This window comes from Allohahella marinimesophila (assembly GCF_039538005.1).
Taxonomy (GTDB): domain Bacteria; phylum Pseudomonadota; class Gammaproteobacteria; order Pseudomonadales; family Oleiphilaceae; genus Allohahella; species Allohahella marinimesophila.
The window spans coordinates 519,028-544,779 of sequence record NZ_BAABBO010000009.1; the positions used below are offsets into that span (position 1 = coordinate 519,028).

Consider the following 25,752-nt stretch of genomic DNA (forward strand, 5'->3'; position numbering starts at 1 on the left):
ATTATCTGCTGATGAAGCGTCCGCCGATGAAGGTGGCAAGGAAGCAGAGGAAGGAGGCCAGTACGATAGATGGGCCTGAGGGTGCGTCGATCCACCAGGCCCCGAACAGGCCAGCAATCACCGATACGGCACCGATGATGCCCGCCAGGATAGCCATCATCCCCGGTGACCGGGACAGGGGCCGTGCGGCAGCTGCCGGTATGATCAGCATGGACGTCACCAACAGCAGCCCGACAACCTTCATAGCCATGGCGATGACGAAGGCGATGATGCTGATCAGCACGATCTGGGAGAGCATTGGATTGACGCCTTCCACTCTGGCGAGGTCCTCATGCAATGTAATCAGAATGAGGCGTCGCCAGTAGAAAATGAGTACAAGTAGCGACACCACGGTGAGCACGGCAATGAAACCGGTCTCAGACCAGCCTGTGGTGAGAATATCACCAAAGAGATAGCCCATCAGATCGACCGAGGGCGAGTCCAGCAGCGCGATGGCTATCAAGCCAACCGAGAGGGAGCTGTGGGCGAGAATGCCGAGCACGGTGTCGCTGGCGAAGTGCTGTTGCCGCTGCAGCACGAGCATGAGGAGACCAACGAGCAGGCAGGCAGCAATTACCGCAAAACCATTCGGAATATCGAGCAGAATGCCGAGGGCGATACCAAGCAGGGCAGCATGCGCCAGGGTATCGCCGAAATACGCCATTCTGCGCCAGACGATGAAACAGCCGAGCGGACCGGTGATCAGCGCAAGGGCTATACCGGCGAGCATCGGAGCAGCTAGGAGTTCGAGCAGTGGTCGCCCTCCGCGACAGTACCATCCGCATGATGATGATGGTCGTGGTGGTGATGGTAAATGGCCAGCGTATCAGCGGCCCGGCGGCCGAAGAGACTCACGAAAGCCGGGTCGTTGGAAATGCTTTCGGGATGGCCGGCGCAGCAGATATGACCGTTCAGACAGAGCACATTGTCGGTGTCGGCCATGACGAGGTGCAGATCGTGTGAGATGAGGAGGATCCCGCAGTGGCGGATGTCCCTGATACGGCTGATGAGCTTGTAGAGTAACTCCTGGCCATTGACGTCCACGCCCTGTGCCGGCTCGTCCAGCACGATGAGGTCCGCCTGCTGGGTGATGGCCCTGGCCAGCAGCACGCGTTGCGTTTCGCCGCCACTGAGTTGATGCAGATTCTTGTCGATGCAGTGCTCGACTTCGGTGAGCTCGAGGGCTTCTGCTATGCCAAGCAGCCGGCGCTTGCGCGCGAAGGGCAGTGAGACCGAGAGGAAATCCCTCACGGTCAGCGGCATCGATGAGTCGATATGAAAGCGCTGCGGTACATAGCTGATGCGCAGGCCGGGTGCCTTCTGGACGCGCCCGGACGTCGGCTGAAGAATGCCAAGCGCGACCTTGCACAGGGTGGTCTTGCCGGCGCCGTTGGGCCCGATCACGGTGGTAATCCGGTCGGCCTCCAGGGTCAGGCTGATGTTGCTCAGAATAGTCTGTCCGCCGATCCTGACGTTGACATCGTCCATCGAAAGCAGCATTTAAGTGGTCTTGACAGCCTCGAAGACGCGCTGCTCCATATAATCCAGATCGGGAATGATGACTTCTTCGCCGCTGAATGTGACGTACATGCTGATCACCGGATCGCCTGGCTTGTCTTCTCCTGCGCTGTCAGAAGGCGTGATCTCCTCGCTCTTCACCTTGACCAGACGCGGCAGTCCACGCGTCACGAAGGCGATGAAGGGCTGCGACTGATGATGTTCGCTGACACCGTTGGTGACCGCAATTCGGCCGCCCTCACGAATGAGGTTATTCTCGTTTCCATCCATGGCTTCTGCCTGAACCAGAGGTACCTGCTGCCCGCGCCACTGTATATGACCGGCTAGCCAGACTGGCGAGTCGGGGACTGGGTTCGGCTCGGTAAATTCGATGATTTCTGCAACGCTGGTATTCGGAAGCAGAAAATCAGTATGCTTCATCGGTAGCAGCAGGCAGGATATCTGTGCGCTCGAGCTGTCATGGCTGCGCATGGTTTTGCGTTCTCCGTTTGGTAATTTCCTCAAGCTCTATGGTCTGCAGTAGCTTCTTCGCCAGTGCCTCCGGCGAGCCCCTAAAGCTCACCACGCCACGTTCGGCAATGGCATCTGGCATGGCGCTACTGGCACAACCGGCTGAGTCCTGGGCCCAGACATGACTGCCATAAGCTTTCAAAATTGGTGCAGCCACTGCGCCGTCGCAGCCCATGCCGCTGAATACTATCACGTTGACAGCATCCTGAAATCTATTCGCCGTATTCATCATCACTCTATCGATGGACGGCCCATATGGTCCAGGCCAGGGTTTGCCAGACAAGGTGATGGCGCCATCATCGTCGAAGTCCAGTTCCTGATCCGGCGGGACAAAAATGACTTCGCCGTGCTGCAGTCGCGCACCCACTTGCGCGCGTTTCAGTGGCAGTCGAGCGTGTCGGCCCAATACCCGCAGGAGTACTTCTGCCGCCTCGGGATCGATGTGCTGGGCATACAGAAAGGCCACTGGCAAAGCAGCCGGCAACAGGTCCAGAAAGCGCTTGACCGCGTCAGGGCCCCCAAGGGAGGCCACCAGCAGATAAATCCTGGTGAGAGGGTCGCCTGGTGCAGCCGGCGGAACATGATGCGACAGCGGAATACTGCTGCTGTTAGCCGCCGGACGACCTTCTGTGCCAATAGTAAAGCGACTGCCCGCCAATGTGGCCACTTGCGATGGTGCTACTTCCGGAACGGTGGGCAGGGGGCCTACAGCATCATGAAGCTTTTGCAGCAGCCGTCTTTCCCAGCGGGGATATTCCTCATGCTGGCGGGATGGTGCAGCGTCCAGACCATACAGTACCGGCGCATCGAATGTATCCATCATCTGTTCGAGCAGCGGATCGCCTTGGGTCTCATCTTCGATGATGACCACCCAGGCTGCGACATGCTGGTAGTTCTTCAGCCGATCCTGCGACAGCTTGTTACTGTCAATATTGACGGCAATCGAGTAGCCCTTATTACGCAGGGCATGCTCGATGAGGTGACGTTGCAGCGGTGTGTCCGATACGACCCCGATGAGCGGCACCGATCCGTCGCTGGTCACAGGACGCGCTGCCATCAACCAAGCAGTCGTTCGATCGTTTCAAGCAGGATCGACTCTTGGAAAGGCTTGCCAAGGTATTCGTTGACGCCAATCGACAGGGCTCGATCCCGGTGTTTCTGACCGGTCCGGGAGGTAATCATGATGATCGGCACATCACGCAGGCGCTCGTCGTGGCGCACAAAGCTCGCGACTTCAAAGCCATCCATGCGAGGCATCTCGATGTCGAGCAGCATCACATCGGGCTTCTGATCCTGCAGGATGGCTATCGCATCCACACCATCCTTTGCGGTGATGACGCGCATGCCCTGCCGCTCGAGCAGACGACTGGTGACCTTTCGTACCGTGACCGAGTCGTCGACGACCATGATGGTAGCCGGCCCGCTATGCTTCGGCGCAACCTCTTTCTCCTCCATGCTCAGGTCGTGCGCCATGGCTCTGGCCAGGTCGCTACGCATGAGGGCAGGCAGGTCCAGAATGACAACGACGCTGCCGTCACCCAGTATCGTGCCACCCGAGACGCCACGAACGCCGGTGAACTGCGGGCCGAGACCCTTGACCACGATTTCCCGTGAGCCCAGCAGACTGTCTACCTGCAGCGCCAATGGATGATCGCCACCACGTACCAGGATGACCGGCAGCGGCAGCGGCTGACCCTGCAGCTTAGGTTGATGTTCACTGCGAAGCAGGTTGCCCAGGTACTGCAGCTGATACTTTTGGCCAGCGTATTCATACAGCGGCGCATCTGGTTGATAGTATTCTTCCAGCTCGAAGGTGCTGACCCGAACGATACCTTCGATGGTATTGAGCGGGATGGCATAGTAATCGTCGCCTGTAGACACCATCAAGGCGCGGTTCACCGACACTGTGAACGGCAGTCGGATCGTGAAGGTTGTTCCCTTGCCGCTTTCCGACTCGATGGTGACCCGGCCGCCCAGTTGCTTGATCTCACTGGAAACGACATCCATACCAACCCCTCGACCTGACAGCTGCGTTACCTTCTCGGCGGTACTGAAACCAGCGTGGAAGATGAACTGCAATATTTCGCTATCGGCGATGTCGGTTGATTTCGACAGCAGGCCCTGCTTGATCGCTTTCTTGCGCACGGCTTCGGTGTTGATACCGTTGCCATCGTCTTGCAGCGTCAGTACGACATCGCTGCCCTCACGCCCAACCGAGAGCGTAATCCGGCCAGTTTCAGGTTTGCCCGCTTTCGCCCTCACGTCGGGCATTTCAACACCGTGATCGAGGGCGTTACGCAGCATGTGTTCGAGTGGCGCCACCATACGGTCGAGTACGTTGCGGTCCAGCTCGCCTTCCGGATTGTATACCTCGAAATCTGCTTTCTTGCCGAGCTCGCCGGTGACCTGGCGAACGATTCGACGCAGCCTCGGTACGATGGAGGTGAACGGAATCATCCGCGTCTCCATCAGGCCTTCCTGCAGTTCGGTATTGATGCGCGACTGTTGCAGCAGCAGCGTCTCGGCATCCTTGGCCTTGTCCAGCAAGGTTTCGCGCAGGTCGGTCAGGTCACTGGCAGACTCATTGAGTGCTCGCGACAGCTGTTGAATGGAAGAGTAGCGGTCCATCTCGAGCGGGTCGAAATCTTCGTATACCGGTCCGCCGCCTTCCTTTTCCATGCGGAACAGGACCTGGGCCTCGGTTTCGATATCCATACGTCTGAGCTGTTCACGCAAGCGGTCAATGGTCGCCTGCATTTCTTCAAGCGTGTGCGAGAAGTCGGAGATCTGCGTCTCGAGACGGCCACGGGTAATACTCGTTTCGCCGGCCAGGTTGACCAGGTTGTCGAGCAGTTGCGCGCTGACACGGATGGTCTCTGCCGCCTGCTGTTGCTTGGCTGTTTCTGCCGCCTTGCGAGGCGCCGCTTTAGGTGCAGCGGCACCACCACTCTGCTGGCTGCGTTGCATTTGCACCAGCTGCTCTGCGCGGGAGTCTGCATCGCTCAACGAGCGCGGGCTGCGATCAGCCTGTACCCGGTTGCCAGCCGCGGCATCTGCAGCGCCCATCCGTCTGAACTGCTCACGTACGCCTTCGATGGCAGTACTCAGCCACTTGGCTTCGGTATCGATCTGCTGGATCAGCTGGTCGTCGAGCGAACTGTCGGCTCTGACGCAACGCCCAATCTTGTCTTCGATCGATTGCGCGAGATCGCCAACCGCGGCCAGTCCGGCAAGACGGGCGCCGCCCTTGAGGGTGTGCAGGGCATTCTGAATCTGTCGGGCATGATTCGCTTCGGCAGGCTCACGTTTCCAGTCGCTCAGGTACTGCTTGAAGTTGCGCTCCAGTTCGGCCGCTTCCTCTATGAAGATCTCGATGATTTCCGGATCCAGTCCTGCCAGCGCCGCCTTCTCTTTCGGCAGCGGACTGGTGGCACTATCGCCGCCACTCATGAGCCTGCGCTGCAGGGAACTCAGTTCCACTGAAACACCCTGCATGCTGTTCTGATCAAGCTCGATGGCCTGACCGGGATTTGCCTGGGTCTGGCTGACCACATGACGAATCTGTTCCGCCAGCATATGCAGTGCCCGATCGCTGAGCTCGATGACTTCGTCCTGCAAGGGGAAGCTATCTGCCGAGACGCGCTCGTTGATGGTTTCGAGCATGAGCGCATGGGTGTCTGCCAGGCTCTGAACAGGTGTCAGGCCCGCGAGACCGGCACCAGCCGCCAGCGCGCGCAGACGGCGGAAAATGTCCGGAAGGTGCTGGAAGGCTTCAGGATGCTGCTTCCAGGAGTCCATGGCATCCAGCGCGACCTGCAACATTTCGTCCGACTCGTCCACGAACACGGCGCGCAATTCATCCTGGGTGGCACCGGATTCGAGCAACTGGGCCTGTTCGAGGGCAATTGCACGCAGTGGATCGTCGCCAAGGCTGTGGTCGGCTGCGTACTGTCGCACGGCCTTGATCAGCTCCGGAGCCGAACGGAAGGTTTCACGTGCCGCCAGTGCATCAACCATTGAAGACAGACGGTCGTGGACGCTCAGCAGTAAGTCGTTCAGTGATGGATCGATATGCAGCGTATCTTCGACGATGCCTTCCACCAGTGTTTCGAACTCATGGGCGAGGTCGCCAATGGCGCTGACTTCAGCCAGGCGGGCACCACCCTTGAGCGTATGCATGGTTCGCTGCAGCGTATGCAGTTCGGTCATCAATGAATGATCATCGAGCCAACGACGCAGGTTCTCGCCGGTTTCATCCACGAGTTCGCGCGCTTCCTCGAGGAAGAGGTCAATGATTTCTTCGTCGAGATGGGTAAAGTCGACAGGCACACCCTGACGGAGTTCGGGAGATACGGTGCGAACCGCTGGCGTTGCAGTGTTCGGCGCCAGATCAAATGCTTCGCTCACCGCCTCGTCGACATGGTCTTCCTCAAGTCCGACCATATTGACGTCGACACCGTCAATATCTTCGGCAGTCGCCGTTTCGTCACCTGCGACGGCGTCTATGAAACGCTGCATGTCCCTGATCAGTTCTGGCGCTGGGCGAACAGGGCGCGACTCGGCCACTTCGTCGACCATCACAGACAATCGATCGTGGCAGGCTTCGACCAGTGAAATCAGCTTACGCTCGTCTTCAGGCGCCGGTCGATGACCGCGCTCTGCCATGGCTTCGAACAGGGTTTCAAGTTCGTGCGCAAGATCACCAATGGCCGGAATTTCGGCCATGCGTGCGCCGCCCTTCAGCGTATGCAGATCACGCTGCAGATGCGCGACGAGGGCATGTTCAGTTGGCGCAAGGCTCCAATGATGTATGGTGTCCGAGGTGCTGAGAATGATGTCCTGGGCTTCTTCAAGGAAGATCGCAGCCATTTCAGGGTCGAGCACACCAGCACCTTCCGCGTAGTCTGCTTCTACAGAGGCTGGGAGATCATCAGCCTGATGAGCATATTCGGCAGCCGCTTCGAGCGGTACCTGCGCTTCAAGTGTCTCTTCTTCGGAATGACCTTCACTGGCCAGCTCATGGGCTGCCTGCTCGAGCACTCTCGAGTCGTCACTTGAAGTCAGCGCGTCGTAAGGATCAGCCAGCGACTGCTCCTTGCTGTCGTCGATGGACGCGTCGCCCAGCTCAGGCTCGGCTTCCAGCACGGGTATACCGTCCAGAGGCTCGAAAGCCTCGGGCGTTTCTCCAGAGAGCAGGCTCACCAGTTGCTGTTGCAGTCGATCAGCTGGCTGTGGCACGCGGCCCTGTGCAGTGGCTTCAATCATACCTGCCAGTGCATCGTGCGCCGCGAGACTCAGCTGAATCGCCTGTGGAGTGACCGACATACGATTTTCAGCGATGCGCTCAAACAGATTTTCGAGTTCATGACACAGATCGCCAACAGCCGTCAGTTCCGCCATGCGCGCACCACCCTTCAGGGTGTGGGCGTCTCGCTGCAGGGACTGCACGAGGCTCTGGTTTGACGGGTCAATCTGCCAGTCCCGCAGGCTTTGTCCTGAACTTTCGAGAAGCTCGGTGGCTTCTTCGAGGAATATCTCGATCATCTCCGGATCGAGATGACTATCCTGGGCGGGATCTGCAGCACCAGACCCTTCGGGTATCTCTTCCATAAGCTCTTCATCCTGCGGAACATCGCCCAGAAGGGGCACCGCTTCGACATCCGCGTCGCTGGCGTCAAAGTTTTCGGCCAGAAGCCGCTCTCTTGCCCCACGGATGGCGACAAGTACCATTTCGTCAGCCTGTGGTGAAAGGCCTGCAGCGAGCTGATCCATCATGCCGATCAGGACATCATGACCACGCTTGGCCGCGTTGAAAAATTCTCGATCGAGCCCATCGAAGCCGGCTTCGACAGTTTCGTACAGCAACTCCAGCGAGGCGCACAGTTCATGCATCGCCGGCAGTCCAGCTGCCTTTGCACCAGTGGCCAGTGTGGTGAGCTCTTCCACCAGCGCTTCGAGTTCATCACGGTTGTCTGGGGCCGTGCTCCAGTCGTTGATGATGCGTTCGGCATCCAGCAGGATGTCGATGCTGTCGCGCAGGAATATATCCAGCACTTCACTGTGATTGACCGAGGCAGGATTGATATCCGGCATCGCCCGGTGTTCGATCACTTCTTCAACGACGGCTTCAAGCTCATCGGCAAAAGCCTGAATTTCGGCAGAGGTGACGGAAGCTGCTGGACTCAGGCCATCTTCAGGGCTGTCTTCGATAGCCAGTAGTTCGGCATTGATGAGATCGACAGCCTGACTCAGAGCGTCGGTGATCGGTCTTGTAGCCGGGATGGCGCGGACGTTGAGTTCCTTGTAGAAGCGCTCGAGCGGAATCACGATACTCGCGATCCGCTTGCTGCCAGCCGTGTTGGCACTGCCCTTCAGCGTATGCAGTGCACGCGAGATGTCATCTGACAGTGGCGATGGATCCGCCAGGCGATTCTGATGCTCGACGAAATCTTCGATCGTTTGCAAGTGCCCGCGGGTTTCGCTGAGGAAGATATCCAGCAAAACCGGGTCGATGCCTGAGGCACCTTCCTCCTGCCGGACAGACTTGTCAGGCTTTGGTTCAGCGGCGGGTATTGCTACAGGTGGTTTACCACCAAGCATGGCCGGCACGTCTTCCGGCGTTTTACCCGCGGCCAGCTCATGAGCGTAGGCTTGCAGAGCATCGACATTGAATGATGGTGGCCTGCGCTCGGTGAAATCACTGACCATCGTGGGTAGCAGCTCGACCACCTTGATGATGAGACGCTCGATCTCTGGCGACATGGCAATCGCGCCTTCGATGATGCGGTTCATGAGATTTTCGACCGACCATGCCAGCTCGCCGCTTCTCATGGCGCCGACCAGACGCCCACTGCCCTTGAGGGTGTGGAAGGCACGGCGAAGCTCTGTGCGCGCTTCGGTATTAGCGTAGTTCGCGGTAAATTTCGGCAGATAGGTATTGATCGTCTCGAGAACTTCTTCGGCTTCCTCGGCGAAGATTTCGATGATTTCATCGTCGATCATGTCGGCATCGCTGAGCTCGATGGCCTCGTCTGCCCCTGCAGGAGAGACGGCGTCAGCAGGCTCTGCTTCGACGAGATCGTCATCATCGGCGAGTTGGCTATCGCTGTCGGCTTCGTCGGTATCGTCTTCCGCAGACAGGGCTTCGGCAGCCGTGGCTTCCTCAGCCTGACGCTGCGCTTCGGCGTGTTCCTGTTCTTCCTGGGCGGTCGCGGCACGCGAAGCCCGGGCATCCAGTAGAATCTCATCAGCACGATGAATCAGGCCGGTGGTGGTATTCAGGATGTCCAGGCTGTTGTCGGTGGCGGCGGCGAAGGCGGCTGTCAGAGTGGGCAGCTGGTCTTCGACGTCTTTCAACAATTCAAATAGTGCTAATGATGGCGTGACCAGATTTTCGAGTGTGCGGTTCAGCAGGCCCTCGATGCTCCAGGCCAGTTCAGCCAGAGTCTTGGCACCAACCAGGCGGCCACTGCCCTTGAGTGTGTGATAGGCACGTCGCAGCTCAGAAAGCGCATGCTTGTCCTGAGGAGAGTCCTGGAAGACTGGCCGGTACTGACGAATGGTCTCAATCACGTCGGCGACTTCTTCGGCGAAAACCTCACGGATCTCGTCATCGATAATCTCGACATCTGCCACCTTGTCGGCGGCCATGACCGGCGCAGCGCCGGGCTGCTCCTCTACTGGCTGGTCGAGAACCGGAACATCGGAGCCAGGGCTTTCAATGGCTCTGTGCTCGGCAGATTCAAGTTGTGGAGCAGGTGTGCCATCGAGCTTCTCTAGGCTTTGAGCGGCGACGAGCAGGATTTTTTCGTACTGGCCCGAGCGCTCGGCAATGCGCTCAAGGTAGTAGTCGATGCTGGTGATCGCATCGGCCAGCGCTTCGAGCTTGGTCCAGTCTGGCTTGCTGTCGCTACTGAGTAGTTCGGATTCAATATAGCGGGCGCAGCGCTGCAGCAGGGCACTCGCTTCACTGAGCGGTATGATGCTCAGGCTGCCGGCGACTTCCCGCAGAAGACGAGGCGCATGATTCAGTTCGGTACGCTGCCAGTCACTGGTCACGTATTCTGAAATGGCTGTCTTGGCCGTTTCAAGTGAGTTTCTGGACTCGGTGATCAGCGCCTTGTGTGCGCTATCGACGTGCTCACGCGGCACGATACCGGTCACCGGCGCAGCCGTATCCGGTGCATTAGTGCCCTGGTCGACCATGCTGCCGAGGGAGGCTTCGACATACAGCAGGGCGCCAGCAATATCGAGCAGTTCGTCGTCATCCGGACGCTTGAGACCTTCTGCCATGGTTTCGATACGCTGAATCTGCTCATCGATAACCTTTCGGGGCAGGCCAAGGCCAAGCACCGCCATCGTATTGGAGACCTGATGCAGACCGGGCAGCAGATCGCCCAGCTCGCTGGCTGATTTGAACTCGCCCCGGACAAACAGGTCGAGCTGATCTTTCAGATTGCTCAGCTCTTCGCACAAGACAGCGGCTACCGAGCTCAGAGTGCTTCTGTTCGGGCCCTCGACCTGCTGGCGTTCACGGTCAAGCTCCTCATTGCCTGGCAGCGCCAGGTCCAGCGAGTAATCGACCTTGATTTGTTTGGTCAGCTTGGTGTCTGCAGTGGACTGAGCACAGTAGAAGAGCAGGTGCTTGAAGAGGTCTTCCGGCAGTTTTTCGTCAAGCGCCTGGGCAGGTTGCTCTACTAGCCGCTTGATTCGGCCATCGAGCAGGCGCAGCAGGGTCTTTACGGCTGAAGACAGCTCCAGACCACCGTACTGCATGGCTTCAACCAGGCCACAGCCCAGACGCCACAATTCGGCATGTGTCGTGCCGCGGCACATCTGCCGGAGCTTGGACAACACCTTGTGGAGATAGGCCAGATTGGCGTCGAGCTCGCTTTCGCGAACGATGCTGACCAGGGTGAACTGATACATCTGACGCAGTTTGCGCAGTTGTGCGGTGGAGCGGGGATCCTGCAGCTGTGCCACGACATTACTGTCGTTAGGCTTTTTCAGCATCGACAGATCCGGACTGAACAGCGCAGTATCACTCAACAGGCGCTCGCCTCTGGCCGCGCGCAAATCGTTGAGCAGGGGCATCAGCACGAGCGGCAGATCCCGCTTGCTGCGCTGCAGTCGCTCGAGATAATTTGGCAGCTGAAGAATGGCCTTCGAGAGCGCTTCTAGTGCATCGTCGCCCTGGCTGACCTTGCCTTCCTGCAGTGCTTCACCCAGTTTTTCCATTTCTTCGGCAAGCAGTGCTGCACCGTAGAACTCAACCATCTGCAGGGTGCCGTGCACCTGATGGATGTAGTTCACGCAGAAACGCAAGGATGTCGTATCTTCCGGATTCGCAACATAGTCCTCAAGCATTTGCTGAGCCTGTTGCAGGGTCGCTTCTATTTCGCCTTTAACCCAATCCAGTGCCACATAATCGTGGTTACCAGCCATACGATCTCCGCATACTCATCAGGCTCCGCTTTTCTTGCGGTAAGCCAAAGTGTGTTCTGTTGACAGCCGCTCCAGGTCCGGGTGCTGCCAATTGGTCAGCTCACCCAGCCCCAGTACCAGCAGGCCGCCCGGTGCAAGACGCTCAGTCAGATGCCTGAGTATTTCCCGTCTGCGCCACTTCTTGAAATAGATCAGTACATTCTGGCAGTAAATGATCTGCATCCTGAAATGCAGGGCATTCTGCAGTTCCGCCAGGTTCTCCCTGACAAAACACGCCTTCTTCATCAGTGCCCGATCAAACTGATATTGGCCCGGTCTGACCAGTTCGAAATAGCGCTGCTGTATCTCAGGCCTGACTTCGACCAGTCGTCGTTCCGGATAAATGCCAGTTCGCGCCTTGTTCAGCGCCGGTGTGCTGATATCAGTGCCGGTCACGCCGAACTTCGGCTTGAGCCCACGCTGGGTCAATGCTTCGTTGATGAGGATGCACAATGTGTACACCTCTTCGCCGGTGGCACAGCCAACGCTCCAGGCCTCTAGCGGCGTCTGACTCAACTGCTGTCGCGGCAGCTCCGCTATGTACTGTTCCACGGTCCTCAGCGCATCAATATCGCGGAAGAACCGGGTCTCCTGGACCGTAAGCCTGTCTACAAGAACGCTCCATTCGACCATCCAGTCAGGTGCTTCGGTAATACGCCTGTAATAGGCAGCGTAATCGCTCAGCCCCAGCTCGCGCATGCGCGAGGCCAGGTTGGTCTGCAGAAATGTTGTCCTGTTCGGCTCTACCACCATGCCTGTTCTGGCTTCGATAAGCTGCCGCCATTGCTGCAGCATCGTTTCCGAAACAGGGGGTAGTGAGGCCAGGCTCCAGCTCTCGACGATGCGTGGCGGCTGGTCTTTTTTCTTTTCAGTCACAGCTTGATAACCGCACATGCGTCAATCGGTTCCAGTGCTGCCCGCCGGAGCGGGCAGACCCTTGCCTATCAGGCAAACGAGCCGGTTTCGTCCATACGTTCGTCCGACTCGTCGTCGAGCTCGATATCGCTACCGGGCATGAGATCGCCACCACCAATCTGATCAGGCAGCTTGAAGCCCGCAACCGAATTCCGCAGCTGGTTGGCCAGTTCGGCCAGCTTGCCGATCGACTTGGCTGTTGCGTTGGTACCGGCAGATGTCTGCGAGGTGATCTCCTGGATAACGTTCATCGTGTTGGAGATGTGGCCTGCAGATGAAGACTGCTGACGGGCCGCGTTGGAGATGTTCTGGATGAGGTCGGAGAGCGACTTCGATACGTTCTCGATCTCTTCCAGTGCCACACCGGCGTCCTGTGCGAAGCGCGCGCCTCGTACCACTTCCGAAGTCGTGGTTTCCATCGAGATAACGGCTTCGTTGGTGTCGCTCTGGATTGTCTTTACCAGGGCTTCGATCTGCTTTGTTGCCGCAGATGAACGCTCGGCCAGTCGCTGTACTTCGTCCGCAACAACCGCGAAGCCTCGTCCTGCGTCACCGGCCATGGAGGCCTGGATGGCAGCGTTCAACGAGAGGATGTTGGTCTGGTCCGCGATGTCGTTGATCAGCGATACGATGTCACCGATTTCCTGTGATGATTCACCCAGGCGCTTGATACGCTTTGAAGTCTCCTGGATCTGCTCACGGATGTTATCCATGCCGCGGATCGTCGACTGTACGATTTCAGCACCCTTCTTGGCGATCGCAACCGACCGCTCCGCAACCGCAGCTGATTCAGCAGCGTTCGAAGATACCTGGTCGATGGACACCGCCATCTCGTTGATCGCAGCAGACGCACCGGCGATTTCCTGTGCCTGGTGCTCGGAAGCGTCGGCCAGGTGCATCGCAGTAGACTGTGTCTCTTCGGCAGCACCGGCAACCCGAACCGCTGTTTCGTTGATGGCCGCTACCAGCTGGCGCATCTGGTCGATCGCGAAGTTGATGGAGTCGGCGATCGCACCCGTGAAGTCCTCGGTTACCGTCGCCTCTGTGGTCAGGTCACCGTCAGCGAGGTCAGCCAGTTCGTCCAGCAGTCGCATGATCGCATTCTGGTTCTGTTCGTTCTGACGGAACTCTTTGTCATAGCGTCGTTTGTTCTCCTGGTTACCGATGTAGAAGATAACGAACATCGCACCGATGATGGCGAGCAGCAGGATGTAGCCGAGCTCGTCACTGATGAAGCGGGTATCAGCCTGGGTCTGGAACACCTGGTTCAGCTCAGATGTTTCGTTCAGCAATGCCTGTGAGTTCTGGAAGATGTTGTTGGCAGCTTCACGAACGCGGAACAATTCAGGTGAGGTTTCGAGGATGGTATCAACGTTCTCGTTGACGAACTCGAAGAGCTCGGCGATGGCTTCAAGACCGAAGATGGCATCTTCGTCTTCTACCGCCGTGATACCCATGATCGGGTTGCCTTCAACCATGCCGTTCAGTACACGACCGAAGAGGTTCACGTCGCGCCCGAAGCGGTCCGCAGCCGTGACAGCGTCGACACCACCTTCAAGTACTCGGTTGACGCTTCGCACGATACGCTCTGCCAGCAAGGACTGGCGCGTGGCCACGGCGATCTGCTCGGCAGGTGCATCAGTCTCGAGCAGGATCTGAACGACGTCGTCGTATTCAACCTGCAGCTGGGGGATAGTGTCGTTCAGCGTGAGTGCAACATTGTGCAGCAGCAGAACGACTTCTTCCGATGCCAGAATGACGTCGGCGTCGTTACGAACGCTGGTCCACAGCTGACCCACCTGATTCATCTGCTCATCATCAACCGGAGGCAGTTCAATTTCAGGATTGCCCTGGACCAGGTAGTCCCAGAGTTGCTGGAAATCGTCACGTGAGCGGCCGAGCAACTGGAAGGCTTCCGCCTTGCCGTCCGCTGCTTCAGAGGCGTTTTTCGCAATCTCCTGCGACAGTACCCGCAACTCCGACGCGTAGGCGATATAGGTCTTGTCGTTGACCGCGTTCTTGTTGAGCGTGATCAGAACGTATACCAGTGCGATAACGGCTGCGATGACCACGCCGTACATCAGCAAAAGCAATGGATTGGAGCCTTGCCCCGTTGTCTTTCCGGCGATTGCAATCATGTCAGTTCCCCAGCCGTGCCTGTTCAGTGTGTAATATCAGTGTGTGTAATCGATGTTCAAAACTGTCTGTAATCAAAGAGCGCTTCCGCATCTGTCTAGCCAGAAGCGATCTCGACGAAGGATGAGTCAGCGAGCAGAGCGGAAGTTTCGAAAACGTGCCAGTGCGTGTCGTCGCGGACATAGCTGCCCGAAACACAACGCTGCACGCTATCGGTGAGTCCGGATGTTGCAGTGGTATGGCTCGTCACCGGAAAGTACTGCATGCCGAGTACACCGTCGACGATCAGGCCACTGAAAAAGTCGTCCTGCTCGATGATCAGTACCCGCTTCTCCCGCATCGCCCGCGATTGAGCGGGTAGCTTGAAGAATTGTCCCAGGTCCATGACGGGCAGAAGACGTCCGCGAACGTTGGCCACACCATGCATCCAGCTTTTTACACCGGGAACCTGGGTCGCCTTGGGCAAATGAAGTATCTCGACCACTTCGCCCATGGCCACCACGAAACGCAGGCCTGCCAGCGAAAAGCCGACGCCGTTCCAGAGTTGAACGGCCTCGGCCTGTTCGGGTAGACCAATGGCGGTCTGCTTGCTGCGGGATTCGAGCTTCCGAAGCAGCTCGAATGGCGCAATGGTGTCCATGGTAGTCATCGCCAGCAATCGCTACTTGATCAACTGGTTGATGGTATTGATGAGGTCATCCTCATTCACCGGCTTGACGAGATAACCACGGGCGCCCTGTCTGGTGCCCCAGACGCGGTCTGTTTCCTGGTCTTTGGTCGTTACGATAACCACTGGAATATTCTTGGTTTCGTCACCTCGTGTCAGTTGCCGTGTTGCCTGGAAACCGTTGAGTCCGGGCATGACGACATCCATCAGTACCAGGTCTGGCTTTTCGGCCCGTGCAACTGCCACGCCTTCGGCGCCGTTGTCTGCTTTCAATACCTGATGATTATGACGCTCCAGAATGCTTGAAATCTTGCGGACTTCGGTTGGAGAATCATCTACGATCAGAATGCGAGCCATGCTTTCCCCCTTGTGAGGCAATCAATTCCAGCTGATGAGCTGAAGAAAAATAAAGTGTTCTATTCGGAGGGGTTGAACCATCCGATCAGGCCTTGACATATTCGCGAATGGTGCCGAGCAATTCGTCTTTACTGAATGGCTTTGTGAGGTACTGGTCGGAACCGACGATACGGCCCTTTGCTTTATCAAAGAGACCATCCTTGCTCGACAGCATGATGACAGGCGTCGACTTGAAAGCGCTGTTGTTCTTTATAAGCGCGCAGGTCTGGTACCCATCGAGGCGTGGCATCATGATGTCCACAAAAATGATGTCAGGCTTGGTGTCGGCAATCTTGGCCAGTGCATCGAATCCGTCGATGGCAGTAATGACTTCGCAGCCCACCTTCTTCAGCAGGGTTTCGGCTGTCCTGCGAATGGTCTTGCTGTCATCAATGACCATGATTTTAAGATTCTCGAAATTGTCTTCCATCTTAATCAGCCTGTGCTGTTAGCCGAACGAATTGCTGCGCCAAGCCGGGCCATCCGGATGCGCTGCCAAGCAGGCCCGGTATACGCCTACTTGAACCGATAATAGTGTTTTGTAACATGCGATTACAATGGTAACTCAAGGTAACGCCGTAAAACCCCGTCGCTACTAGTTATAGACCACGTTATCTGGCAAGACCAGATATAACACCCTAGCCTGTAAACCGATGCTGCCTTGTGAAGCCGATCACGTGTTTGCGGCGTCTCGACTGTCTCCTGCATCAGGAGGCAGCCGTCGTTTTCGCATGGCACCGGGGGCTGTTTGGTTGTACTCTGGCAGCCCTGACTCCGCAGCAGGATTCTGCCATCTTCCGGCAAAGTCCTCCGCTCTCCTGGAGCCTGTGCCTGAAAGCATAGTACAAAACCTGATAAGGCGTGGTGGCAATAGAAATGACAATTCGTCTAGGTGTTCTCATGGATCCCATCCAAGGGATCAAGCCGGCCAAGGATACGACCCTGGCCATGATGCTCGCTGCCCAGAAGCGCGGCCTGCAGGTTCACTATATTCGGCAGCAGGACCTGTCGGTCGACTCGGGCAAGCCTCTCATCAGCAGCCGGCCGGTCACAGTATACGATGACGCGCGGCACTGGTACGATCTGGGCGAAATCGAGTCTAACGAGGCTTCGCATTTCGACCTCATTCTCAACCGGATCGACCCCCCTGTAGACGTCGGCTACCTTACAGCAAGCCATCTCCTGAGTCTTGCAGAGCAGCAGGGTGTTCTTGTATCGAATCGGCAACAGAGTGTGCGCGATTGTAACGAGAAACTGTTTGCCGTCGAGTTTCCGGATCTCTGCCCGCCCACGCTGGTATCGAGTTCGGCTGAGCAGATCCGAAGCTTTCATGCCGAACATCACGACATTATCATCAAGCCGCTCGATGGCATGGGTGGGCGGTCGATTTTCCGGGTACGCAAGGATGGCGAGAACATCGGCGTGATACTGGAGCTCATGACGGCGCAGGGGCAGACGGCCGTCATGGCCCAGCGTTATCTTCCTGAGATCGCCCAGGGTGACAAGCGAATCCTGCTGATCAACGGCGAACCCGTCGCGCATGGACTGGCCAGAATTCCGGTAAAAGGTGAACATCGTGGCAATCTGGCTGCGGGCGGCTCGGGTGAAGTCAGGCCGCTCACCGAGCGTGATCTGGAGATCTGTCGTCGAGTAGGGCCAACGTTGAAGGAAAAGCAACTACACTTCGTGGGTATCGACGTCATCGGCGAGTCATTGACCGAAATAAACGTGACGAGCCCAACCTGTGTTCGAGAAATCGACCGGGCAACGGGTTCTGATATCGCAGGTGACTATATTGAATTTCTGCTGGGGTGCCTGCGAGGCACCGGCAGCTAGAGTAGCCTGCCACGCTGTAGTGGCCGGTTATGAGGAGCAGACAAGGCTTTGCGAAACGGAAATGTAAAACCGGCGGACAGACTGAGCTTCTGTCTGTTCATCGTCGTGATCCTGCATGCCGCTGTGGTTCTGCTGGTCTCCTTCGATGCACACAAGCGCCTGCCAATCCCGAAGACGGTTGAAGTCACGCTGGCTCAGTTCGACGACAGTGCCACGCCCCCGGAGGAAGCCGATTTTCTCGCACAGGCCAATCAGCAGGGGAGCGGAACGCTCGAGGAAAAGCGCGAACTGACCACGACCAGGCCACCAGAGGTTCGCGCCGAAGAGCTGCGTGAGGTCGATGTCGCGGCGCAGCCCCCCGCCGAAGAGACGCAGCCAGCAGTGGAGACTACACAGCTGGTCACCAGCACCCGGTCCGATACTCCGGCACCACCAGTGCCCGAAGAGCCAGAGCAAACTGAAGCTGAGCCTGAGCCGCGGCTGAATACGAGCGACCTGCTCCGGCGCAGCCGTGAAATAGCCAGTCTCGAAGCCAAGTTGGCAGAGCAGCAGAATGCCTATGCGAAGCGTCCGAGGGTCACCCGGATTACCTCTGCTTCCACGCGCCAGAGTCCGAGCGCCTTTTATATGGACGCCTGGCGGCGGAAGCTGGAGCGCCTCGGCAATCTGAACTATCCGGCCGAAGCGCGGCGTCGCAATCTCGAGGGCAGGGTGCGTGTACTGACATCGATACAGGCTGATGGCGAACTGCTCGCCGTGGAAATTCTCGAATCTTCAGGGCACAAGGTGCTGGACGATACAGTTCTGCGCATCGTGAAGATGGCGTCGCCCTTTGCGCCATTCAGTGAAGCCATGCGACAGGAAACTGACATCCTGGAAATCATCCGGACCTTCGACTTCCGGGAAGAGATCAGTTCGAGTTGAGCCAGCTCAGGGTAATCGGTTTTGATTTCGGTACCCGGCATATCGGCGTGGCAAGCGGCCAGAGCGTCACTGGCCAGGCGCAGGCTCTGCCTGAACTGGCGGCCCGTGATGGAATCCCCGACTGGAATCTTGTCACGAAGCTGATCGAAGAGTGGCAGCCTGATGTGATCGTAGTCGGCGACCCCCTGAATATGGATGGCAGCGTCAGCGAAATGTGCCTTCGCGCGCGTAAGTTCGCCCGGAGAATTCAGCACAGATTCAATCTCCCCGTGCACATGGTGGACGAGCGATTGTCCAGCTTCGATGTGCGTCAGTCTGCTGGTGCTGGCCGCAGTGAGCTCGTTGATTCTGCTGTTGCTGCTCTCCTGATCGAAAACTGGCTGGCAGCGCAGGTCGCGAGCCATTAATATGGCAGCCACTTCCACTAGAAGCGACTGCCATGAGCCAAAGGATTCCAGAGCCGGTCTTTATCGAGCCGGACCACGTTGCCAGCTACGATGTTGCGGACGGCATCAGCAGACTGGATGCTGGCGTACGCCAGCTGCTGGCTGACAGAAATATCGCACTGGCCGACACGCTGCTGGTCGGCATTCGCACCGGTGGCCTATGGGTGGCCGAAGCGCTGGGGGCTCAGGGGAGACTCAGTTCCGAACTGGCCGATGCCGCCATCGGCGCACTGAACATAGCCTTCTACCGCGACGATTTCACGCGCATTGGCCTGCACCCGAAGGTCTCGCCTTCCTCGCTGTCCTTTTCGATCGATGAGCGCCACATACTACTCGTCGACGACGTCATTCGCAGTGGCAGAACGATTCGCGCAGCGATGAACGAGCTGTTCGATTTCGGCAGACCGGCCAGTATAACGCTGGTATGCTTGTGCGACGCTGGTCAGCGGGAATTACCGGTGCAGCCGGATCTCGCCGCGATGCGTGTGCAGCTTCCAGACAGCCGTCGGGTCAAGCTGCGAAAAGACCCGAATCTGCGTCTCGAAATTGTCGGTCCACATTCCGACAGTGCTACAGAGACCGCCCCGTCCCGAAACAAATAGTCAGGAGACCGCCCTTGTTTGCAGAAGCCGAAGCTGCCCATTACGAGCGCCTGCAGCTGAATGATGCTGGCGAACTCAAGCATCTTCTGACGCTGGATGGTTTGAGCGGCGAACTGATCAGCCAGGTGCTCGATACTGCCGAAAGCTTTATAGAAGTGGGATCACGTTCGATCAAGAAAGTACCGCTTCTGCGCGGCAAGACAGTAGCCACCTTGTTCTTCGAGCCCAGCACCAGAACCCGAACGACGTTCGAACTCGCTGCCAAGCGGCTTTCGGCGGACGTGCTCAATATCAATATCAGCAGTTCAGCCACCAGTAAGGGTGAATCACTCAGCGACATGCTGCGCAATCTCGAAGCGATGGCTATCGATATGTTCGTGGTGCGGCATGCCAGCAGTGGCGCGGCCCATTTTATAGCGCGAGAAGTCACGCCCGAAGTCGCGATCGTCAATGCAGGCGATGGTCAGCATGCCCATCCAACACAGGCACTGCTCGACATGCTGACCATTCGTCAGTACAAACCGGATTTTCCTTCACTGTCTGTAGCGATCATCGGCGACATTCTTCACTCACGCGTGGCGCGCTCCGAGATAGCAGCGCTCAAGGCACTGGGTGTGAAAGATATTCGTGTGGTAGGGCCCGACACACTGCTGCCCATGGCGGTCGAATCGTTTGGCGTCAGACGCTGCAATAGAATGTCAGAAGGCCTCGACGGCGCCGATGTCATCATCACGCTTCGGCTTCAGAAAGAACGAATGTCTGGCTCTTTGCTGCCGAGCGAGCACGAATTCTATTCGCTGTATGGCCTCACGACGGACAAGCTGGAGACTGCGAAAGACGACGCGATCATCATGCATCCTGGCCCTATCAACCGTGGCGTCGAGATCGAGTCTGCCGTGGCGGACTCTAGCCGCTCGGTGATACTCGAGCAGGTGACCAACGGCATTGCCGTACGAATGGCGGTCCTGTCGATGGTCATGAGTGGGCAGATCAACGCGAGGAGAGTGGCATCCGGTGAATAAGGCAATTTTCAGAAAGCGTGGCAGCGATGCCGTAGTTCGTTCGGCCCCGGACAGCATCAGAGCAGCGAGCATCGAGACCGGGCTGCAGCTGCAGCGTGTCAGGGTCTGGCACGATGATCATCTGGCCGAAATCGCGTCACTGCATGTACCGGAACTGCTCGAAGCGCCTGCGTTCGGACTGACAGAAGACAGCCAGCATGAATACTGGCTACTGCCGGGCCTGATTGATCTCAGTTCTGCCTTTCGTGAGCCTGGTTTCGAGCACCAGGGGACGATTGACAGCGAAAGTCGAGCGGCGCTGGCAGGTGGCTTCACTACGGTGTGTTGTCCGCCGAGTACGGATCCGGTCAATGACAGCCCGGCCGTGACCAGGCTCATTCTCGAACAGGCAGGACTGGCGGGCCTCATCAAGGTGCTGCCGATAGCCGCCATGACTGCAGGGCTTGGCGGCGATGTGCTCGCTGACATGTGCGCACTCAAGCAGGCCGGCTGCGTGGCCGTGACGAATCTGCGGGCGCCGGTGAAGAACAGTCTGGTACTCCGCCGTTGTTTCGAATACGCCCGCTCTCACGACATCTGTGTGTTGGCCGTGCCGGAAGATGCAGCGCTGGGCGCCTATGGCGTGGCCAGCGAAAGCGATCTCAGTAGCAAGATCGGTTTGCCCGGTGTACCTGAAGTGGCAGAGACTCTCGCTGTCTCCAGCCTGCTCATTCTCGCCGAGGATACCGGTGTCCGCCTGCACCTGAGCCAGATTTCCTGTGGCCGTTCGGTCGAGATGATCGCCGCCGCGAAGCAGCGCGGATTGGCCGTCACCGCAGACGTGGCGCTGGCCAATCTTCTGCTCAACGACCGCTGTGTCGCCAGCTTCAACCCGGTGTTTCGCGTGCAGCCGCCGCTGCGGTCGGAAGCCGATCGTCTTGCTTTACTCAAGGGCCTGGAAGACGGTGTTATCGACGCGATCACTACGCATCACGAGCCAGTCGACGAGGCTTCCAAGCTGGCCCCCTTCGCCGAGGCCCAGCCTGGAATGTCACTGCTGGAGGTGGCCGTTCCGCTCCTGATGGGGCTGAGCGCTGCAGGCGAATTACGACCCGAGACGTGGATAGCAGCCCTCAGCAGTGGTCCCCGCCGTGTGCTCGGCGATGCGTCGACGAATGCCGCCGTTCCGCCTGACCTCGTATTGGTGGATACTGATGCAGAATGGAGACCGCAGGCTGGCGAACTATATTCGAAGGGAAAGAACTGCCCCTGGCTCGGCCAGGCCCTGTCTGGTCGGGTCATCGCCACCATCGTCGATGGCCGTATCCTGTATCAGCTTGACGGTGTCTGAACGCCTGTTACCAACGTGACCCGACAATACTGCCACCTTAATTCTGACATTTTTAATATCATTCACTCTTGGAGAAACAACCGTGGGATTTTTCAGCTTCATACTTCTGGCAATCATTACCTGGCTGCTCTGGAACATCTGCAGAAACACGACCGATGCACTGGACAAGCAGACGGCGCTGCAATATGAAATCGTGGCCATAGAAAAGCGCCTCGACGACCTGTCGTCACTGCTGCAGGCTGCACAGCCAGAGCGGGCCATTCCATCGAACGTAGCCGCCAGCCACGACTCGGTGATCAATCTCAATAGTTCCACAATAGAAGAGCTACGATCGCTGCCCAAGGTGGGCAAGGCTACAGCGCAGAAAATTCTGGAGATGCGCCCCTACGCGTCCACCTCGGAGCTGACAAGAGTGCCAGGCATCACTGGTGAACTTCTTGCCGAACTTGGGGGGCGCATCACAGTCTGAGTGCTTTTGTGCTCCTGATCTCAGCCTAGGGTAACTGTTTACTGCATACTGTGCGGCGGCATCGTCCGCGGGGCGTCGTCACGACGTCTCAAACAATAAGAATCGCCATAAAAAACATATGCAACGACCTTAGGGGGATCTACCGTGGGTACTTCACAATACCTGTGCTCAGCAGTTCGTATCGGCGTGCTCGCCATACTGGCTGTTTCAATGATTGGCTGCGGCGTCGTCCGTAATGCCATGTATAAAACCACTGGCGATGTCATGGTGAATTTCGCCGAAGAGCATCAGGTTCCGTTTATCCTCGGTACTGACGACGTTGGCATGAACTGCGCCTCATCCGAAGCGCTGGCGCCGCTACTGCTCTCTTTCGGTCGTGTGCGGGACGAGCCAAACAAGATGGCGGTCATGGTCTACGGTGCTGCCGGTGTTTGTGCCGAAGGCGCAGCGCTTGATCAGGAGCTTCGTTATATCCGGGCGATCAAGAACCAGAACGCCATGGAAGCCGAAGACGCCATGATCACCCAGAAGCGTCTGAATATCGTTGCCGCAAAGCGAAGCTATCTGGCTTACCAGTATCTGGTCAAAGAATACGGTGAGACCGGTGGGGAATGTCCTGATCTCGACAACGAGATCGACGAGATCGTTTACATGAATGGTCTGTTGGCAGGTCTGCTGTCGCTCAATAACGAGATCGCTTCTACCTCAGGTCTCGGTATTCCCAAGAATATTGCAGCCAAGGTCGGCCGCTCGGCCACCTGTCTGGACGATGACAAGTGGTTCGGCATTCCATCGGCACTGCAGGCAACTGTCTGGGCACTGCTGCCTGGCGCACAGCCGGAAGGCGAGGATGCGTTCAAGCGGCTTGAAATCGCGGTGAAGAAAGGTGAGAAAGGCGGCGTTCGCGTTGCACACGTTCTCCAGGCGACTGCGGCTTACGGCAAGGGCAAGGATGAGCTCGTGCGTGAAGTCATCAAGCAGCATGTGAAATCGAAAGAGCGTCGCGAGTCGAATGAACAGTATCTGTTCCTTGACGAACTCTCCACGACCATGCTGACAGCGCTGTCTGACAAGCTCTGGACTCAGGCGACGGGTCACCGCACACCGATTGGTGGACTGGGAACCTTCTGGGACGAGAAAGCCGAACCGGCCGGTGAAGTCATCAACCTCGATGACATTCTTTAGCTTTAGCAACGGATTGCAATCAAGATGAATGAGTCAAGCAGTACCCTGAGTGGTACCTCACCGCAGATCGCGCATCGCAGCCCCACTGAGTGGATCTCGTCACTGCCGGCCTGCCTGATGTTGTTGCTGGTCGTGATCTTCACGACCAGTAGTGACATTCATAATCAGATCCTTCGAATTGGTCAAAGTACCTGGGACGGTTACTACGAGTTGCGCTCGGATCCCGTAGCGCCAACCTGTAGTGTTGACCGGGATATCGATGCGGAAGTCGATCGTATTGTTGCCGAGCGGGCGATAGATGACGCGGACGATCTGGTGCTCTTCGAAGCCGAGCCTGTCGATCCGGAAGTTATCCGCGCCTCTGTCGTCAACTCGGTAGAGGCCTGTCAATTCAAGCATGAGCGCTACGAAGCGACCAAAGATCGCATCACCCCTGGTGTGAGAGCCTTCCGCTCTGTGGAGCTCTTCATTGGCGATCTCATTGCCTTTGGATTGACGTCCCAGCGCTTCATCCTCGCCTTTCTGGTGGTGATCTGTGCGGCTACAGCGACCTTCAGACGGCATCACATTTCGATGCGTCCCATGGAGTCGCGACTGGATCATCGGGTATCTTCGATACTCCAGTTTGCAGCCAACTGCATGCTGCTGTTGTCTGCCTGGTCTTTCCGCGATCTCGTCCATGGCAACAATGCGAACGTGGCGATGGCGAAGGAGATCATCCACCTCACGTGGATCATTGGTTTCGCCGTTCTGGTAGTCATCAGTGGTATTCAGATCTTCCGTATACCTGCAGATGCTGAGCCTGGCGGAAATTTTGGTCATGCCATGCTGTCGGTGCCGCTGTACACCACGATGTGTCTGATTTCGGGCACGTACTTCCTTCTGGGTGGTCATGCGGCTGGTGTCGGTATCTATCTCGACAAGATGATGGATCTGTCCGATATGTTCCTCAACGTCGGTCTGTACGTCTGGATCGGTATGATGCTGAAGGAAACCAAGCTGGCGGCACTGGTCTTCAACGTGTTTCATCCGTGGAAGATGCCTCCCGAGCTGCTGGCTGTCGTGGCCATCGGTGTTGCCGCGATCCCGACTGCCTATACCGGTGCGTCTGGTATCTTCGTCATCGCAGCCGGTTCGGTCATCTACCTGGAGTTGCGGAAAGCGGGTGCAAGACGGCAACTGGCGCTTGCAGCCACCGCCATGTCGGGCAGCCTCGGTGTGGTACTGAGGCCATGTCTGCTGGTGGTCATCATTGCCTACCTCAACCGTGAGGTGACGACTGACCAGTTGTTTGGCGAGGGCGTGAAAGTCTTCTTCCTCACGCTGGTGCTGTTTGCCCTGGCGTCACTGACACTCAATCGTCAAAGCAAACTGAGCATCGAGTCACCTCGCAAAGCCTTCCCTGCGATGATGCGTAATCTGAAGCCAATAATTCCTTACGCCTTGTTGGTCGTTGGTACGGTCTATTTCTACGCACTGGTACTGGATGTTCAGCTGGATGAGTTCTCGGCGCCAAGAATATTGCCGGTCATGATGTTGGCCATCCTGGTCTACGAGCACTTTACCGTGGCGAGACGCGAGCGACGTGAGATGGCAGCTGCACATCCTGCAGGTCTGTCCTCCTATGAGGAAAGGAACAAACCCGGGTTCGAACGTTCACTTCGCTGGGCAACCAACGAGACGACGGTGCACATTGGTGCCCTGCTGTTCCTGATGGGCCTGTCGGTGAGTATCGGTGGTGTGATCGAGCGGTCGCATCTGATGGACATGTTCCCGACTGATTTCGCCAGCCCATGGACAGTCATGCTTCTGCTGGTCGGTATACTGGTCATCATCGGCATGGTGATGGATCCGTACGGTGCTGTCATTCTCGTGAGTGTGACAATCTCCAATGTTGCCTACCAGAATGGCATCGACCCGATTCACTTCTGGATGGTGACGCTGGTGGCCTTCGAGCTCGGCTATCTGAGTCCGCCTGTGGCCTTGAACCACCTGTTGACGAGGCAGGTGGTCGGTGAGGCTGAGGTCCGCCTGGCGTCGCAGGAAGGCCATACCTTCTACCAGCGGCATGAGCGAATCCTCATGCCGCTGGTGGTGATGGGAACGGCGCTGATTATCGTAGCCTTCGGACCGTTGGTGTTCGACTACTACTAGCGCAGTCATCAGCCTGCCATTGAGACAGATGGCAGGCTGATGGCCACGGTTCAAGCTCTTCTGGTTCTACCAGCCAAAAAAAAGCCGATCATCAGATCTAATGCCAGTCAGTTAAGCCCA

Annotated in this window: 19 protein-coding genes; 9 read left to right on the plus strand and 10 right to left on the minus strand. The window is 57.4% G+C overall.

All coding sequences use genetic code 11. The features are described from left to right. Window position 1: 1 nt before the first annotated feature. The 10 genes from ABD735_RS11050 to pilG all read right to left on the minus strand — a co-directional run bounded on the left by ABD735_RS11050 (window position 2) and on the right by pilG (window position 16,094). Entirely contained in the window at window positions 2-769 is a 768-nt protein-coding gene (locus ABD735_RS11050; protein WP_344806293.1) for an iron chelate uptake ABC transporter family permease subunit, read from the minus strand. An 8-nt stretch (window positions 770-777) separates the two neighbouring features. Then, complete coding sequence (locus ABD735_RS11055; RefSeq protein ID WP_344806295.1) at window positions 778-1,539, minus strand: ATP-binding cassette domain-containing protein; 762 nt, start codon at window positions 1,537-1,539, stop codon at window positions 778-780. Further along, window positions 1,540-2,028: a chemotaxis protein CheW gene (locus ABD735_RS11060; RefSeq protein ID WP_344806297.1), complete on the minus strand. Its 489-nt coding sequence runs from the start codon at window positions 2,026-2,028 to the stop codon at window positions 1,540-1,542. Further along, window positions 2,015-3,124, minus strand: coding sequence for a chemotaxis protein CheB (locus ABD735_RS11065; RefSeq protein ID WP_344806299.1), 1,110 nt, complete (start codon window positions 3,122-3,124; stop codon window positions 2,015-2,017). Before ABD735_RS11065 ends, ABD735_RS11060 begins: the two co-directional genes overlap by 14 nt. Beyond that, window positions 3,124-11,511 carry an Hpt domain-containing protein gene (locus ABD735_RS11070; RefSeq protein WP_344806301.1) on the minus strand — a complete coding sequence of 2,796 codons (8,388 nt, stop codon included), beginning with the start codon at window positions 11,509-11,511 and terminating at the stop codon, window positions 3,124-3,126. Before ABD735_RS11070 ends, ABD735_RS11065 begins: the two co-directional genes overlap by 1 nt. A gap of 18 nt (window positions 11,512-11,529) precedes the next feature. Next, window positions 11,530-12,426: a CheR family methyltransferase gene (locus tag ABD735_RS11075; protein ID WP_344806303.1), complete on the minus strand. Its 897-nt coding sequence runs from the start codon at window positions 12,424-12,426 to the stop codon at window positions 11,530-11,532. A 68-nt stretch (window positions 12,427-12,494) separates the two neighbouring features. After that, entirely contained in the window at window positions 12,495-14,603 is a 2,109-nt protein-coding gene (locus ABD735_RS11080; RefSeq protein ID WP_344806305.1) for a methyl-accepting chemotaxis protein, read from the minus strand. Window positions 14,604-14,698: 95 nt separating this feature from the next. After that, window positions 14,699-15,250: a chemotaxis protein CheW gene (locus tag ABD735_RS11085; protein WP_344806307.1), complete on the minus strand. Its 552-nt coding sequence runs from the start codon at window positions 15,248-15,250 to the stop codon at window positions 14,699-14,701. Between the two features lie 12 nt (window positions 15,251-15,262). After that, a complete protein-coding gene (pilH, locus tag ABD735_RS11090; RefSeq protein ID WP_344806309.1) occupies window positions 15,263-15,625 on the minus strand; it encodes a twitching motility response regulator PilH in 363 nt (120 codons plus the stop codon). Window positions 15,626-15,710: 85 nt separating this feature from the next. Beyond that, complete coding sequence (gene pilG, locus ABD735_RS11095) at window positions 15,711-16,094, minus strand: twitching motility response regulator PilG (RefSeq protein ID WP_344806311.1); 384 nt, start codon at window positions 16,092-16,094, stop codon at window positions 15,711-15,713. Between the two features lie 446 nt (window positions 16,095-16,540). Here pilG and gshB point away from each other — a divergent pair, with 446 nt between their 5' ends. From gshB to ABD735_RS11140, 9 genes are all read left to right on the plus strand, one after another. After that, on the plus strand, window positions 16,541-17,500 hold the full coding sequence (gshB, locus tag ABD735_RS11100) for a glutathione synthase (protein ID WP_344806313.1): 960 nt from the start codon (window positions 16,541-16,543) through the stop codon (window positions 17,498-17,500). A gap of 48 nt (window positions 17,501-17,548) precedes the next feature. Then, complete coding sequence (locus ABD735_RS11105; RefSeq protein ID WP_344806315.1) at window positions 17,549-18,424, plus strand: TonB family protein; 876 nt, start codon at window positions 17,549-17,551, stop codon at window positions 18,422-18,424. Continuing rightward, the gene (gene ruvX / locus ABD735_RS11110) at window positions 18,421-18,831 is read left to right on the plus strand and encodes a Holliday junction resolvase RuvX (RefSeq protein ID WP_344806317.1); all 411 of its coding nucleotides are present in this window, start codon (window positions 18,421-18,423) and stop codon (window positions 18,829-18,831) included. The genes ABD735_RS11105 and ruvX overlap by 4 nt, the downstream gene beginning before the upstream one ends. Window positions 18,832-18,863: 32 nt before the next feature. Beyond that, complete coding sequence (gene pyrR, locus ABD735_RS11115; RefSeq protein ID WP_344806319.1) at window positions 18,864-19,472, plus strand: bifunctional pyr operon transcriptional regulator/uracil phosphoribosyltransferase PyrR; 609 nt, start codon at window positions 18,864-18,866, stop codon at window positions 19,470-19,472. A 14-nt stretch (window positions 19,473-19,486) separates the two neighbouring features. Beyond that, window positions 19,487-20,494 (plus strand): aspartate carbamoyltransferase catalytic subunit, encoded by a 1,008-nt coding sequence (locus ABD735_RS11120; RefSeq protein WP_344806321.1) that lies wholly within the window; start codon window positions 19,487-19,489, stop codon window positions 20,492-20,494. Continuing rightward, window positions 20,487-21,824: a dihydroorotase gene (locus ABD735_RS11125; protein ID WP_344806323.1), complete on the plus strand. Its 1,338-nt coding sequence runs from the start codon at window positions 20,487-20,489 to the stop codon at window positions 21,822-21,824. Before ABD735_RS11120 ends, ABD735_RS11125 begins: the two co-directional genes overlap by 8 nt. An 82-nt stretch (window positions 21,825-21,906) precedes the next feature. After that, window positions 21,907-22,293, plus strand: coding sequence for a ComEA family DNA-binding protein (locus tag ABD735_RS11130; RefSeq protein WP_344806325.1), 387 nt, complete (start codon window positions 21,907-21,909; stop codon window positions 22,291-22,293). A gap of 144 nt (window positions 22,294-22,437) precedes the next feature. Beyond that, the gene (locus ABD735_RS11135; protein WP_344806327.1) at window positions 22,438-23,478 is read left to right on the plus strand and encodes a hypothetical protein; all 1,041 of its coding nucleotides are present in this window, start codon (window positions 22,438-22,440) and stop codon (window positions 23,476-23,478) included. A 24-nt stretch (window positions 23,479-23,502) separates the two neighbouring features. Further along, on the plus strand, window positions 23,503-25,632 hold the full coding sequence (locus tag ABD735_RS11140; RefSeq protein WP_344806329.1) for a TRAP transporter large permease subunit: 2,130 nt from the start codon (window positions 23,503-23,505) through the stop codon (window positions 25,630-25,632). The last annotated feature ends 120 nt before the right edge of the window (window positions 25,633-25,752 follow it).

What these genes read in the sequence shown, in the direction of transcription:
- ABD735_RS11050 (WP_344806293.1), bottom strand. Translation starts at nt 769, where the DNA reads ATGCTCGCCGGTATAGCCCTTGCGCTGATCACCGGTCCGCTCGGCTGT.
- ABD735_RS11055 (WP_344806295.1), bottom strand. Translation starts at nt 1,539, where the DNA reads ATGCTGCTTTCGATGGACGATGTCAACGTCAGGATCGGCGGACAGACT.
- ABD735_RS11060 (WP_344806297.1), bottom strand. Translation starts at nt 2,028, where the DNA reads ATGCGCAGCCATGACAGCTCGAGCGCACAGATATCCTGCCTGCTGCTA.
- ABD735_RS11065 (WP_344806299.1), bottom strand. Translation starts at nt 3,124, where the DNA reads ATGGCAGCGCGTCCTGTGACCAGCGACGGATCGGTGCCGCTCATCGGG.
- ABD735_RS11070 (WP_344806301.1), bottom strand. Translation starts at nt 11,511, where the DNA reads ATGGCTGGTAACCACGATTATGTGGCACTGGATTGGGTTAAAGGCGAA.
- ABD735_RS11080 (WP_344806305.1), bottom strand. Translation starts at nt 14,603, where the DNA reads ATGATTGCAATCGCCGGAAAGACAACGGGGCAAGGCTCCAATCCATTG.
- ABD735_RS11085 (WP_344806307.1), bottom strand. Translation starts at nt 15,250, where the DNA reads ATGACTACCATGGACACCATTGCGCCATTCGAGCTGCTTCGGAAGCTC.
- pilH (WP_344806309.1), bottom strand. Translation starts at nt 15,625, where the DNA reads ATGGCTCGCATTCTGATCGTAGATGATTCTCCAACCGAAGTCCGCAAG.
- pilG (WP_344806311.1), bottom strand. Translation starts at nt 16,094, where the DNA reads ATGGAAGACAATTTCGAGAATCTTAAAATCATGGTCATTGATGACAGC.
- gshB (WP_344806313.1), top strand. Translation starts at nt 16,541, where the DNA reads ATGACAATTCGTCTAGGTGTTCTCATGGATCCCATCCAAGGGATCAAG.
- pyrR (WP_344806319.1), top strand. Translation starts at nt 18,864, where the DNA reads ATGAGCCAAAGGATTCCAGAGCCGGTCTTTATCGAGCCGGACCACGTT.
- ABD735_RS11140 (WP_344806329.1), top strand. Translation starts at nt 23,503, where the DNA reads ATGAATGAGTCAAGCAGTACCCTGAGTGGTACCTCACCGCAGATCGCG.